At 39.6% G+C, this 14,337-nt stretch carries 15 protein-coding genes; 8 read left to right on the forward strand and 7 right to left on the reverse strand.

Annotation, left to right across the window (positions count from 1 at the left end):
- From FHY47_RS09910 to FHY47_RS09920, 3 genes are all read right to left on the reverse strand, one after another.
- Positions 1-351 (reverse strand): YojF family protein, encoded by a 351-nt coding sequence (locus FHY47_RS09910; RefSeq protein ID WP_066109446.1) that lies wholly within the window; start codon positions 349-351, stop codon positions 1-3.
- 151 nt (positions 352-502) lie between these two features.
- Complete coding sequence (gene pdxK, locus FHY47_RS09915; protein WP_066109443.1) at positions 503-1,312, reverse strand: pyridoxine/pyridoxal/pyridoxamine kinase; 810 nt, start codon at positions 1,310-1,312, stop codon at positions 503-505.
- A gap of 453 nt (positions 1,313-1,765) precedes the next feature.
- Complete coding sequence (locus FHY47_RS09920) at positions 1,766-2,119, reverse strand: YflT domain-containing protein (RefSeq protein WP_066109441.1); 354 nt, start codon at positions 2,117-2,119, stop codon at positions 1,766-1,768.
- Positions 2,120-2,287: 168 nt separating this feature from the next.
- On the opposite strand from FHY47_RS09920, the gene FHY47_RS09925 reads away from it, so the two are divergent.
- The 3 genes from FHY47_RS09925 (at position 2,288) to FHY47_RS09935 (ending at position 3,710) form a co-directional block, all read left to right on the forward strand.
- On the forward strand, positions 2,288-2,968 hold the full coding sequence (locus FHY47_RS09925) for a uracil-DNA glycosylase (protein ID WP_148630367.1): 681 nt from the start codon (positions 2,288-2,290) through the stop codon (positions 2,966-2,968).
- A 77-nt stretch (positions 2,969-3,045) separates the two neighbouring features.
- Entirely contained in the window at positions 3,046-3,318 is a 273-nt protein-coding gene (locus FHY47_RS09930; RefSeq protein WP_140461906.1) for a DUF5327 family protein, read from the forward strand.
- A gap of 20 nt (positions 3,319-3,338) precedes the next feature.
- The gene (locus FHY47_RS09935; RefSeq protein WP_066109432.1) at positions 3,339-3,710 is read left to right on the forward strand and encodes a DUF423 domain-containing protein; all 372 of its coding nucleotides are present in this window, start codon (positions 3,339-3,341) and stop codon (positions 3,708-3,710) included.
- 113 nt (positions 3,711-3,823) lie between these two features.
- On the opposite strand, the gene gerQ is transcribed toward FHY47_RS09935, so the two are convergent.
- The 3 genes from gerQ to hemQ form a co-directional block, all read right to left on the reverse strand.
- On the reverse strand, positions 3,824-4,306 hold the full coding sequence (gene gerQ, locus FHY47_RS09940) for a spore coat protein GerQ (RefSeq protein ID WP_077248193.1): 483 nt from the start codon (positions 4,304-4,306) through the stop codon (positions 3,824-3,826).
- A 32-nt stretch (positions 4,307-4,338) separates the two neighbouring features.
- Positions 4,339-4,761, reverse strand: coding sequence for a cell wall hydrolase (locus FHY47_RS09945; RefSeq protein WP_066109429.1), 423 nt, complete (start codon positions 4,759-4,761; stop codon positions 4,339-4,341).
- A 397-nt stretch (positions 4,762-5,158) separates the two neighbouring features.
- Positions 5,159-5,926: a hydrogen peroxide-dependent heme synthase gene (gene hemQ / locus FHY47_RS09950; RefSeq protein ID WP_373925480.1), complete on the reverse strand. Its 768-nt coding sequence runs from the start codon at positions 5,924-5,926 to the stop codon at positions 5,159-5,161.
- Between the two features lie 184 nt (positions 5,927-6,110).
- On the opposite strand from hemQ, the gene pta reads away from it, so the two are divergent.
- A complete protein-coding gene (gene pta / locus FHY47_RS09955; RefSeq protein ID WP_066109419.1) occupies positions 6,111-7,088 on the forward strand; it encodes a phosphate acetyltransferase in 978 nt (325 codons plus the stop codon).
- A 61-nt stretch (positions 7,089-7,149) separates the two neighbouring features.
- Complete coding sequence (gene lipL / locus FHY47_RS09960; RefSeq protein WP_139063884.1) at positions 7,150-7,977, forward strand: octanoyl-[GcvH]:protein N-octanoyltransferase; 828 nt, start codon at positions 7,150-7,152, stop codon at positions 7,975-7,977.
- Between the two features lie 122 nt (positions 7,978-8,099).
- Here lipL and FHY47_RS09965 read toward each other — a convergent pair whose 3' ends face one another.
- A complete protein-coding gene (locus FHY47_RS09965; protein ID WP_148630369.1) occupies positions 8,100-8,831 on the reverse strand; it encodes an RsfA family transcriptional regulator in 732 nt (243 codons plus the stop codon).
- A gap of 229 nt (positions 8,832-9,060) precedes the next feature.
- Here FHY47_RS09965 and FHY47_RS09970 point away from each other — a divergent pair, with 229 nt between their 5' ends.
- The 3 genes from FHY47_RS09970 to FHY47_RS09980 all read left to right on the forward strand — a co-directional run bounded on the left by FHY47_RS09970 (position 9,061) and on the right by FHY47_RS09980 (position 14,316).
- A complete protein-coding gene (locus FHY47_RS09970) occupies positions 9,061-9,282 on the forward strand; it encodes a YuzB family protein (protein WP_066109413.1) in 222 nt (73 codons plus the stop codon).
- Positions 9,283-9,399: 117 nt separating this feature from the next.
- Positions 9,400-12,867, forward strand: coding sequence for a lamin tail domain-containing metallophosphoesterase family protein (locus FHY47_RS09975; RefSeq protein WP_148630371.1), 3,468 nt, complete (start codon positions 9,400-9,402; stop codon positions 12,865-12,867).
- A gap of 138 nt (positions 12,868-13,005) precedes the next feature.
- Positions 13,006-14,316 carry an HD domain-containing protein gene (locus FHY47_RS09980; RefSeq protein ID WP_175354323.1) on the forward strand — a complete coding sequence of 437 codons (1,311 nt, stop codon included), beginning with the start codon at positions 13,006-13,008 and terminating at the stop codon, positions 14,314-14,316.
- Positions 14,317-14,337 lie beyond the last annotated feature (21 nt).

Here is a 14,337-nt window from a genome sequence, read left to right on the forward strand (position 1 = left end):
TTATTTATCAAATGGGGCGGTACTGATTTCAAAAGCGACAGCCAGTCTTCCGCTCTGGTCAAGTCCAGCCATTAAAAGGCGGCCGAATTCATCGATTTCGTAATGGGTAATCCCTTCAGCGTATACCCAGCCTTCCTTCATTCTTAATCCTACCCGATAAGGGCCATCTCCGATAATTTTACCTTCTTCAAAACAAATAGAAACATTACGGATAAACGCACCTGCTGAGAAGAATGATTCATCATTATGAGTGGCATAAGCGCCGTTTGTTGTCTCTAAATGCAAATAAACCTGTAAACCGGCATATGATTGCAGTGCTTTTTGTGAATCAAGCAGGTCAATTGGCTTCATTAAGATTACCTCCTATATAAAAAGGAACACATTAGTTTCCTATTAAATTAGTGTTGTATTAATTATGATACTAAAGTATCTGAAAAATTGCTAAAAATGGAGATGGAAAAAAGCTGTCCTAAATTTCGGACAGCCTGTTATAAAAAAGAAATTATTTATATGTACGGTAAGCACCATGCATAACTGGTCCAACAAATTCATTTAGCTTCCAGCTATGTTCAATAGCGGCTGAGATAAATTCCTTTGCAGTAGCCAAGGCTTCTTCAACTGTTTTTCCTTTAGCCAGCTCAGCAGTAATGGCTGCAGCAGTTGTACAACCGGCACCATGGGTATAAGTAGTCGCAAACTTTTCGGATTCAAGGATGGTATAGTCTGTTCCATCATAAATTAGGTCAATTGCTTTATCTTGCCCATCAAGTTTAGTGCCACCCTTGATAAGGACATATTTTGCCCCTTGATCATGGATAATCTTTGCAGCTTGTTTCATTTCATCAATAGTAGTGATGGGGCCAATCCCGGATAATTGCCAAGCCTCAAAAAGATTTGGTGTTACAACCGTAGCAAGAGGGAGAAGCAATTCTCTCATTGCCACTGTATTCTCAGGCATTAACACTTCATCTGTCCCTTTGCAAACCATTACAGGGTCTATGACGACTTTATCAAGGCCATACTCTTTAATTTTTCGTGCAGCCAATTCAATAATATCAACGGTCCCAAGCATCCCTGTTTTCATGGCATCAATTCCTGTAGAAAGGATTGTATCCAGTTGTGCCTCCACAGTTGAAACATCAATAGAAAATACATTATGAGACCAGTTATTTTTAGGGTCCATTGCAACAATTGAAGTAACAGCAGTCATTCCATAAACGCCAAGCTCCTGGAATGTTTTTAAATCTGCTTGAAGTCCTGCTCCGCCGCTGCTGTCTGATCCAGCTATAGTCAATGCTTTTTTTAGACTCATTGGCCTATCCTCCCTCATTATAAAACTTAATTTAGTTATACTTTATAATACATACCAAAACAATATGTATGGAAAAAAACTGATGCTGTTAATTGTATACATAATCCGTGAACAATAAATTCTGAATTACCATTTTGCGGTATTTTATCATAGGTATAAACCGGAAGTATACAGTAAGAGTTTATAAAGGTAAAAGCTCATATAGTAATGATACTATAAGTGAAAAATAGTGGATAACAATAACGCTTATATGATTTAAGACATAGTAAGCAGATGCTCATGATCATGGAGACGAGAATGAACAATGATTGATTCTAATAACATCAGATTGATATATGCAAAAAAGTTTTTTCTTATGCATTGTAACTTGATCAGAGTAGTAAAAAAGCCAGTAAAAAAAAGGGCGTTAAGGAAGGGAGAACCCATCCTTAAGCCCTTTTTATGCTGTATCGGTTACATTATTTTTGTATTATCAATATCACTTGCCTGGTTCGAAGTAACAATAACAATTTTGTGGTCATCAAGATCTTTTTCATATTGTTGTGCTTCTAACTCAGATAATCCAAGTGATTGGAGCTTGCTGCGCAATTCGTCGCCACGTTTTTTGAACAGATTTCCTACACTTTCAAAGAAACCTTGCTCACCAATACCAATGTTGCCTGTATCCGTAGCATCAGTTAAATCCTTCGAAAACTCTTTATTATGGGAAAACAGATAAACATTCTCTTTTGTAAATCCCTCAGCTGCAAGTTGTTCAACTTTCTCTTTAGCTTGAACTGAATTTTCTACTACAAAAACTTGATACATCTTGCATCCTCCTCGATTTTTGGATTTTAATTTAAAATGTAGTTACAGTGTTTATATAACCTATTAAAAAATCTATAAACATAAGTTGAGCAGGGTAAAGAGAGTGTAAGCGGAAAATATTGTTCGACAAATATAATAATTTCTGAAGTATATAGAGGAGTGGATTGGATGAGTCACCAAATTTTACAGAATGACTGGCTGGAGTATTTAGTGGATGAATTTAAACAACCATATTATGCAGCCCTGTGTGATTTTATAAAAAAGGAGTATGAAAACGAGATTGTCTATCCAAAGGCTGAAGATATCTACAACGCTTTGAACTATACTGATTTTAAATCCGTAAAAGTGGTATTGCTCGGGCAGGATCCCTACCATGGCCCCAATCAGGCTCATGGATTAAGTTTCTCTGTACAGCCTGAAGTTGCTCTCCCGCCCTCGCTACGGAATATTTTCAAGGAACTAAATGATGACTTAGGAATTCCAGTCCCTAACAATGGATACTTGAAAAGTTGGGCGGATCAGGGGGTACTTTTGTTAAATACCGTTTTGACTGTCAGACAGGGAGAAGCCCATTCACATAAGGGGAGAGGATGGGAGCGATTAACAGATAAAATAATAGAGACATTGAATGAAAAATCAGAACCGGTTGTTTTCCTATTATGGGGAAAACCAGCACAATCCAAAATTCACTTAATTGATCAGAAGAAGCATCACATCATTACCTCGGTTCACCCGAGCCCGCTATCTGCTCGGCGAGGTTTCTTTGGAAGTAAGCCATTTTCTAAAACGAATGAACTTCTCCGACAAAATGGGCTGAAGGAAATCGATTGGGCCATTCCTGATTTGTGAGGTTGTGAAAAATAGATTCCTTGGCGAAGTTAGGATAGAATTGAATAAGAAGAGATGAAGGTAAGAGGTGTGAATCTGTGGAAATAACATCAGAAAAGGTATTGGACAAAATGGATGAACTGATTCAGAAGGCTAAAATGGCGCCTGCTGAAAAAAGGAATGGATACCTAATTGCCGTTCAAAGCTTAATCGACTTGGTCATAAGTGATCATACGAAGGCGGAAGGACAAACTGTGAAGAAAACTGTTCCATATAATCCAATTCAGCAAACGAATCCGACTGTCTCTCTTCCTCAGGAGGAACCAGTTAAGATGGAGGACGCAAACGGGGATTCACTGCTTGATTTTTAAACGCAAAGGAGAGAATGGGGATGAAAACATTTATTATTATTGCAGCCATTAATGCGGCGATGTCCGTGGCATGCGGTGCATTCGGAGCTCATGGGCTGGAGGGGAAGATTTCTGAAAAGTCTCTGGCGGTCTGGAAAACAGCCGTTCAGTATCAGATGTTCCATGCAGGTGGATTATTGGCAATAGGATTGTTGTGGGATCGATTATCCTCACATCAATTGTTAAATTGGTCAGGTTGGCTCATGTTAGTTGGAATTATTCTCTTTTCTGGAAGCTTATATGTACTCAGTGTAGCAAGTATTGGTAAGCTTGGTATTATAACGCCGTTTGGCGGAGTTGCATTTATTGCTTCCTGGGTATTAATGATTGTGGCTGTTTATAAATATTCATAAGTTTGATATGTTCATAGAAGAACCGCTTATGTCTGACATAAGCGGTTCTTCTATGTACTATAGGGATTAGTTCGTCAAATATTTTTTATTCTCGGTATGCTAACCATTCTCGATTAACGAGATGGAGAACCAAAAGGATAGGAGTATTCGATTTCTTCATCAAAAGTTACATAATCGAGGTAAATCAGTGGCAATAAATAGCGCATGCCTGTTTGCGGATCACTTAAGATAAGATGATCTCGGCCGGCTGCTTCAATAATTCCTTTGAATAGTCTTGTATTACCATCCTTACTTCCCTCAAAGGTCATATATACCGAAGCGAGTTTACCGCGATTTAAACGCAGAATATTTTCGATATAGGATTGTTCTACGAATTGACCCGGAGCAGGCGACGGAGAAGTTTGGAACGGTGATCCACCACCGCCTAGAGTATACGACTGCGCCGGAAAGGGCAGTTGTTGTTGCTGTTGTTGTGGCTGAAACTGTTGCTGCTGCCCCATGCCTGTTTGTCCTGCCATATAGGGATTATAAGGGACTTGATATCCGCCTCCATACGTTTGCCCCCCGCCGTATGATTGTGAACCCGGTTGTTTCATAAAATGACTCCTCCTCTATAAACAATAGTATTCTAAAAAACAGTTGGACAATCAGATTGTGTCGGTGCAAAGAAGCAGTGTGATTTGTAACGCCCAGAATTGTATTGTCCAAACCATTGTGCCGGGCAGTCCCCTTCCGGTCTGAAGAACCAAAGAGCGTTCGTGGCCGGATTAAAACGTTCCCCGTTGACGACTCTTCTTGCCAGCCTGATTTCACTCTCTCTGGCACGTTGATAAAAGTATCCTTTCTGTGTCGCTTCGAATCCACCGGGGTTTTGGAAAACCATTTGAGGAATCGATCGGATATTTACGAAATCCAAACATTCACCACGTACCCTGTTGACACCTACATTGCCAACCATTAACATGCCCAAATTTCCTTCACCCTCAGCTTCTGCTCTCATTAATCGGGCAAGAACTTTTATATCCTCCTCAGTAGCTTTTATAACTGCCATGCTTGAAGCACCTCTTTTCGATAGGTCATTTCATGATGTGTTGTAGATACGTAAAAGGTATGCTCACTATAGAAAATTATGCAGGGGGAGACCGGCTTATGATAAAAAAGGATATTACTTCATCCATTTCAAGAAGAGCAGAAGAGATTGCTTTGTTTTTGCAGGTCGCACTATTCACATGATTTTCCTGTGTGGTGGAATTTAAAAAGGTTAACAACACAGGGGAAGTCGATACTGAAGCAAATGAAGAGACAGGCGGTTATTGGGGAAATGCTTCAACCTTTATCTGAGGGGAACAGAGTATTTTGAAATAAAGGGGATCTTGGTGCTTGGACAACAAAAAAGTGCCCTATCCACCATGTATAATGGCTTTTAAAGGCACTTCCTTTTATCCTATTTAAACATGTAAAAATTCGCTGACACAGTCCGGTGTAAGGATATTTCCAACAAAGAAGGAACCGAATTCACCGTAACGGGCACTCACTTCATCGAAACGCATTTCATAAACCAATTTTTTAAATTGGAGAACATCATCTGCGAAAAGGGTAACACCCCACTCATAGTCATCGAATCCAACGGATCCAGAAATAATTTGTTTAACCTTGCCAGCATATTGTCGGCCAATCATTCCGTGAGAATACATAAGTTTTTTACGATCCTCCATCGGAAGCATATACCAGTTATCATTGCCTTGACGACGCTTGTCCATCGGATAGAAGCAAACATGCTTAGATGTCGGCAAGATCGGGTATAGTCTGGAACGAACATGAGGATTCTGATATGGATCTTCATCTGAATCAGAAGGCAGATAATTACTTAGCTCAACAACAGATACATAAGAATGTGCCGGAATTGTGAACTCTGCTAATTTAGTTTTATTAAACTCTAATTCAAGTGCATTTAATTCTTCCATTGTTGGGCGTAAAAGCATCATCATAAAGTCTGCTTTTTGTCCGACAATTGTATAAAGAGCATGACTGCCTTGGTTTTCATTCTGAGTTTTATTCCATTTTTCAACCAATCCCAGGAATTCATTGATGGCAGTGGCACGTTCGTCTTCAGGTAACATTTTCCAGGATAACCAGTCAATTGTACGGAAGTCATGTAAACAATACCAACCGTCTAATGTTTTAGCTGCTTCACTCATACTTATCATCTCCCACATAACATTTCGTTCATGCCATTTACTATATCACAATCAATGGCATATTTTCTTGAATCAAGGCTTCGATAAACTTGTCGATATTTTGACATACCGCTATAATTTTAAAAAATAAGGCAAACCTATTAAATAATTCATCATAAAGGTGTATTCTAGGTAGAGTGACATTTTGAGGAGGACATAAAAAATGAGTAATTTATTTACAACTTTAAAAGAAAAAGTTTCTGGCAATCAATTGCGAATTGTATTCCCAGAAGGAATGGATGAAAGAATTCTTGAAGCAGCAGGAAGATTGGCAGCTGAGAAAACAATCATTCCAATCTTAGTTGGAAATATTGATGAAATCACAAAAAAAGCGAAGGATATGAATATTTCTGTAGATAATATGGAAATTTACGATCCTGCTACATATATTATGATGGACGAGCTTGTGACAGCTTTCGTTGAACGTCGTAAAGGTAAAGCGACTGAAGAACAAGCACGTAAAATCTTGCTTGACGAAAACTATTTCGGAACAATGCTTGTATATCTAAATAAAGCAGATGGTTTGGTCAGCGGTGCTGCACATTCTACAGCAGATACAGTACGTCCGGCATTGCAAATCATTAAAACAAAAGCAGGCGTTAAAAAGACGTCTGGCGTATTCATCATGGTTAAAGGTGATGAAAAATACGTATTTGCAGACTGCGCAATCAATATTGCTCCTGACAGCCAGGATCTTGCTGAAATTGCAATTGAAAGTGCTAGAACAGCGCGTATGTTTGATCTAGATCCACGTGTTGCAATGCTTAGCTTCTCCACAGTTGGTTCTGCTGTATCTGAAGAAACAACAAAAGTGGCGGATGCTGTTAAGCTTGTAACGGAGATGGACCCACAATTAATCGTAGACGGAGAAATTCAATTCGACGCAGCGATTGTTCCATCTGTTGCTGCATCTAAAGCTCCTAACTCTCCACTTCAAGGTTCTGCAAATGTATTTGTATTCCCTAGCCTTGAAGCAGGTAATATTGGATATAAAATTGCACAACGCCTAGGCGGATTTGAAGCAGTTGGACCAATCCTGCAAGGTCTAAATGCTCCTGTGAACGACCTATCCAGAGGATGTAACGCAGAGGATGTATACAACCTTGCACTGATCACAGCTTCTCAAGCTTTGGTAAAATAAGTTTATAAGTGACCTATGGCGCCCTTTGGCGCCTATTTTTTTATAGATGGAGAGAGGTAAGATGAATTTATTACAGCAGGATCGCTGGAGAATCATTGACCATAGTCAATCAGGTATGCATACACGTGCCATTCAATCATTTGCGATTGACGATACATTATGCGCTTCGGTTGGAGCTGGGAACTCACCAGTTACCGCACGGGCTTGGGTTCATCAAAAAACAGTTGTGTTGGGTATCCAGGACGGAAGGCTCCCGATGCTGAAGCAAGCTGCTGATTTCCTGCATGAGAAGGGCTATGACTGTATTGTCCGAAATTCAGGCGGATTGGCCGTTGTATTGGATGAAGGAATTTTGAACCTGACGCTTGTTTTTCCGGAAAAAGACCGGAAAATTGAGATTAATCGCGGATATGACGCTATGTGGGAACTGATCAAGTACATGTTTCGAGACTTTGATAATGAGATTAAAGCGGGTGAAATCGTAGGCTCTTATTGTCCGGGAAGCTATGATTTAAGCATTGATGGCAAAAAATTTGCCGGTATCTCTCAAAGGAGAATCCGTCATGGTGTAGCAGTACAAATCTACTTGGATATCAATGGGGATGCTGAACAAAGAGCTGCATTAGTGAGAGATTTTTATAAAATTGCTCTAAATGGGACTGAGACGAAATTTGTTTACCCTACTGTGAATCCAAAAGTTATGGCTTCCTTATCTGATTTGCTCGGTGTCGAGCTGACTGTAAATGATGTAATGCTTCGCTTAATGAAGGCATTACAGGATCATGCCGGGCAGATTGAGATGAATTCTTTGGCGGAAGCAGAAATGCCACTGTTCGAATCCTATTTAGAAAGAATGCAAGACCGCAATGCGAAATTGGAAATCGATTAATTCTTTCCATCGTTTTAGGAGGGGCTGTTAAAAGTAGTCTCTTACATGCTCGAATGAAAGTGAGCATGGTTTGATATTACAGATGAAAGCCGGCTCCTCTGAAAAGAGCCGGCTTTTTATATTTATTCTGCGATTTTTTCTAGATTTCCATTACGATCCATCTTAAATTTAGTAGCTTGTCGGTCATCTTCATCCAATAAAGCTAATTTACGGGCACGATTCATAATATTCATGAGTGTTTCGTAGTCTTCCTGAATCGTAACGGTATTTTCTTCAACATTATCAAGCTTGTGCTGCAATTCTTTATTTGTATTTTTCAGTTCCCTGATTTCAAGGCGCAATCTTTCATTTTCAGATTGTAATGTTTGCAGTTTCAGGCTGTTTGTATCATAAGATTGTAAGAATACAATAACATCGTCCATCGTCAAAGCCGGAGTCTTGTATTCTTCCAGCACTGGAAATAGGCTTGTTTGCTCAAATGTTTCAGTATCTTTTTGTTCGGTGGAAATATCCATGTCCATCAATTCATCTTCCATTGCGGTAGTTACTGTTTCAAAGTCTCGTAAAGATGGAGTCGGTGGCTGGTACAGGATTTTCTTTTTGCCGCCCTGATCCTTTCCAAGCAATCTTTGGCGTTGTTTACGCTGTTTACGGGCAAGCTGCAATGCTTTCTCATAAGTGTGTCTTACAACCGCATTCCATCTAAATCCGCAAGCAGCTGCGGTACGGTTCAATTTATCTCCAACTTCGTCAAATGCATTCAATTGGGTACTGCCTTCGCGGACGTGTCTTAAAACAGTTTCTGCTAGTAATAAATCATTTTCTTCAGTCCATGCATCTTGTCTGATTTTCATGATCTGCAACTCCCTTTTCTATAAGATTTAAAATAAATTTGCAAATTATGGTTCTAGCATGGACAAAAAGAACAAAGTTTATACAGGTTACTAGATTTTTTCATTAACCTAATAGATATTTAGCCGATTCTTGCAAATAAGGGAGCCGGAGTGATACAATACGCTTTAGTCCCAAGAGGCTCACAACTAACAAAGAGTCAAATTTTTTGGCAAGAAAGGATAGGCGGTCATGTCGAACGAATTTAGAGTATGTGACGACTGTCAGGCTACAAACCTAAAGACATTGCTACCAAAATTAAACAAGCTCGATCCCGATGCAAAAATTGAGATTGGATGCCAGTCCTACTGTGGACCTGGACGCAAAAAATCATTTGCGTTCGTCAATAATCGTCCAGTAGCTGCACCAACAGAAGATGAATTAATTGAAAAAGTAAAAGCTAAGATAAAATAAATAAAAAGTCGCTCCTCTAAAAGATCAAATTTTAGAAGAGCGACTTTTTTTCATAAAATCCTATCTAATAATCCATACTAAGGTATCAATCTTTGAATGGGGAATTGAGGATTATATATGAAAAAAATAGGTGTACTGATTCTAACTGTAGTTTGTTGTATATGGCTTAATCCCGAAATTAGCATAGCGCTTTCGAATGATCCACCAGATTTACTGATTACAGAGATTTCTCCGCAGGGGAAAACGTATGAATATATCGAAATCTATAATAATACAGACGTACCAATCGATTTACGTGATTACAATCTGCGATACCTCTCTATGAATAAATCGATGCAAGTATGGGATATAAAAGAATCAACTTTTATAGAGCCAAAATCTACGAAAATCATTTGGATTAAAAATGCTGCCAGCAAAGATGAGTTTGATTTTGAGGATTTCAAACACCACTTTCATGCCTCGGTGGATCATAAGCAACTGATTCGCCTGGAAGGTAACTTACACAATAGCAGCAAAAATACGGTCGTTCTGGCAACTGATACAGGAGCGGTTATTTCATATGTAACCTACGATAAGGGACTCATCCATTATAAGCAGGATATGGGAGCAAAAAAATTAAAACAGGATAAACAAATCAAAGAAAGTACACCAGGTCAAGTGAGTAATGAACAGGTGCCGTTAAATGCCAATAAGCAGACGGATACCACTAAGCCGATTGTTAGACCTGTGACCATGCCAAAAGAAGTACCAGAACGCTCGGATGTCTCTATCGAGATTCAAATTGAGGATGAACATCTAATTAAGCGGGCAGAAATATTTTATAAAAGAGGTCAGGATTCTGCCTTTACACAAGCAAATATGCTTATGAAAACCACGACTTCTTATCAATCAATTATATCTCGATACGATGTTTATGGTTCTGTTCCAACCTTTGAGTATTATATAGAAATATCGGATGGACAGCATGTCATTAGATACCCCGAAAAAGGGACAAAGACGATAAAAATAGGAAATCCAGATATGTACAAACCCCTAAAGCCGGGGCTTTCTGTCCAAAAAAATACGATTTTAAAAGGTACAAAAAAGATACAAGTTCAAAAGGCAACAGCTGAGGAACAGATTAAGCTTACGGTTGATGGACAAAAACTGAAGACACAGAGGATCTTGAGCCGTCCTGCTGCAATTGTATTTGAAGGCCTTGGCATTGATGAAAGAAAGAAAAGTGCAGTTTACATGGGAGACCGTTTAATATCCAAATTAAAACCTACAGCAGGGTTATATCTTCCATATGAATTGTCAATTCCAATTGATGAACTCAAACCGGGTAAAAATACGATTTCCATCCACACAGGCACGAAGAAGGAAACATTTATGCCCGGAAGTGCAGTTGAAGAAAAAGATGTCGATCGCTTTTCTATCAAGAATATAAAGCTACTGATGGGTGATGGTACGATGATTCGCCCAATCAGTGTAAATTCAATCACGGCAGATGGTGATGAGAATCGAGAAGGCACTCGGGAAGCCCAGGAATGGAAGGTGGGAAATCAGGGAGTGTTAATCCTATCCTACGAATTTATCATCCCGGCAGCTATGTTCACAGCAGAGGAGGCAGAGATTGATACGATGGCTTATCAGGATGGAGTCCATAATATTCAATCTAAAGGCACATCCATTCACCAAGCAGATGTTGTTTTTGATAATACAGCACCAAAGCTCCATGTAAAAACACCGCTGAATGGCAGAACCTATAAGGGAACATTCACCATTGATGCAAACCCCGAGGATGAGGTGACTTCAATAGCCTCGATTAAAGGCTATCTGGATGGTCGGGAAATCACCCTGCCATATACGACCTCCTCCGGCAGACTGTCTAAAGGGAAACACAAGGTAACCTTCATGTCAGTAGATGCAGCTGGGAATCGCAAAAAGGAAACGATTCATTTTAAGATTGTGGATGAAGCACCTATTATTATGAATCAAGCCATACCGCTTGATAATGATAAAAAAGTATCTGTTCATCCGAAGCTAAGCGTGAAGGTAGAAGATCCAACTAATGATCAAATAATGGCTAAGTTTTTCTCAGGCAATCGCTATGATTTTACCTCCAAAGGGAGGAAACAATTAAAAGCATTTTCCAACATTGCAGATGAGGAACCGCCGCCCAATCAAACTTATCCGCGTGAAACAGGTATCTTAGCCAAGCAAGTAAATCAGATAGCCAAAGCAGATAAGACTTATTGGGTGACTGCCTCAAATAAAGGATTTCCGTATCAGCGATTTGAAATTTCACTGGATGAAACACCCGCGGAAATGAAAGAGGTTGAAGTAAAGTGGATCGGGCATTCCTTACAGGGAAGAAAGGTCACTTTATATGCCTGGAATATACAAAAATCTAGATGGGATGCATTAGCGTATGGCTACGGAAATAAGGATTTTTCGTTGAAAGCAAAGGTTGAGACAGAGGCCTATTTGAAAAATCAAAAGCTGCAGGTCCTTGTGCAGGACCAGATTATTGGCGAAGTGAATCGTCCATTTAATTTGGTCTGGATGTCAGATACCCAATATTATTCCGAATCATTCCCACATATTTTCCCAGTAATGACAAACTGGATTAGAATCCAAAATCAGCTTGGAAATGCGGAATATGTTATTCATACAGGGGATATTATTAATGTCAGATGGGATTTGGAGCAATGGGATATCGCGGATAAGAGTATGGGCATTTTGGATGAACATCATGTTCCTTATGGGGTAGTGTCCGGAAATCATGATGTGGGAAACTTGGTACTGGATTATCGCAATTATGGTAAATACTTTGGAGAAAAAAGATTTAAGCATACATCCCATTACGGAGGCGGGATGGAAAATAACACAAATCACTATGATTTAGCATCCTTTGGCGGGCACGATTTCCTCTTCCTGTATCTGGGCTGGGGTAAAGAAACCACGACTGCAACCCTAGATTGGGTTAATAAGGTATTAAACCAATACTCAGAGAGAAATGTGGTGCTTGCGGTCCATAATTATCTCGACCATCAAGGAAAACGGACGTATAACGGTAATCAGGTCTTTAAAGAAATTGTCCGGAAATACGAGAATATTAAATTGGTTCTTGCAGGGCATATTTCGGGGGCAAGCCGTAATGTAGCTACCATTCCTCTGAAGGGAAAACCGTCGAAATTCCGTAAAGTGTATGAAATGCTGGCCGATTATCAGAGTGGTCCGGAAGGCGGGGAGGGGTATATGCGGATGCTCCATTTCAATCCGGAGGCAAAGCAGTTATCAGTCAAAACGTACTCGCCTTACTTGGATGATTATAATTATTTTGAGCCGGAAGTCGATGAATTTACAATTGACCAACTGGAGCTGAACCCGATTCAGAAACAGGTGGCAACAGACTATATTGGCGTAAATGTGTACTCGAATACCTTATTGGGTGAAGATAAGGACGGAAAGAATCGGGAAAAAGTACAAATCCGCCTAAAGGATCTAAAAAACAAGCAGGATTATTTCTGGTATGTAGAAGTGAGCGACAGCTATGGAGGGCGATCACGTTCTCCGGTCTGGAAATTTACGACTAAATAAAGATAAAGTGCCCTTTGAACAGAATCGATTTCTATTCAAAGGGTTTTTGTTGTGTATTATTGTGGAAGAAGATGATTATGTTTTTTTAGATTAAACAAGCTATAATAAAACCATGACCGATTAGGAAGAGGGAATAGAATGATAGAATATTCTCTGGAAAAATTAAACGAAGAAAAAGTATTTAAGGATCCGGTGCATCGCTATGTGCATGTGAATGACCGGGTCATTTGGGATTTAATTGATACAAAGGAATTCCAGCGTTTAAGGCGAATTAAACAGCTTGGAACGACCTATTTAACATTTCATGGGGCTGAACACAGCCGTTTTAATCACTCTCTTGGAGTATATGAGATTGTGAGAAGAATTGTGGATGGGGTATTTGCTAATAGGCCGGAATGGAACCCGAAAGATCGTCTTCTTTCTTTATGTGCAGCTTTGCTCCATGACCTCGGGCATGGTCCTTTTTCACATGCCTTCGAAAAAGTCTTTGATTTGGACCATGAGGAATTCACAAGGAAGATTATTTTAGGGGATACTGAGGTTAATGCAATTTTAAAAAAGGTAGATGCCAGCTTTCCGAAAGAGGTAGCTGAAGTCATTGCCAAAACACATGCCAATAAATTGGTTGTCAGCTTAATCTCGAGTCAGCTTGATGCAGACCGGATGGACTACTTGTTACGGGATGCTTATTTTACTGGGGTGAGCTACGGCCAGTTTGATATGGAGCGGATTCTCCGAGTGATGAGACCGACGGAGGATCAGGTAGTTTTCAAGCAAAGCGGTATGCATGCTGTAGAAGATTACATTATGAGCCGCTATCAAATGTACTGGCAGGTTTATTTCCATCCAGTATCTCGAAGCGCAGAAGTGATTTTGACAAAAATCTTGCACCGCGCTAAAGATTTATATAAGAAGAATTATCAATTTAAACAGGAACCTCATCATTTTTCGTCTTTATTTACCCAGTCTGTTACCCTATATGATTATTTGAAATTAGACGATAGTATAATGCTGTACTATTTTCAGTTATGGGGAGAAGAAGAGGATAGCATACTGAGTGATTTATGCACGAGGTTCATGAACCGGAATTTGTTCCAGTATGTAGAATTCCTTCCGTCATCCAGTGCGGAAATGAAAAAAGTGATGGAGCTCACTCAATTGTTCGCAGCAGCCGGTCTCGATCCGGAGTATTATTTGGTGCTAGATTCTTCATCGGATTTACCGTATGATTTTTATCGGCCTGGAGAAGAAGGAGAAAGGGTACCGATTTATCTGTTATCCAAAACGAGAGAACTTAAAGAGCTTTCCAGACAATCGGATATCGTAGACGCGATTTCCGGTAAACGACGCACGGATCATAAACTGTACTTTCCTGCTGATATTTTAGAAGATGAAGCGAATCATAAAGAAATAAAGGAAAAAATAAAAGAATTGCTTGATTGGGATTAATTGATATTGAAGGAGTGAAGA

It is taken from the genome of Bacillus sp. E214 (assembly GCF_008087365.1).
GTDB lineage: Bacteria > Bacillota > Bacilli > Bacillales > Pradoshiaceae > Pradoshia.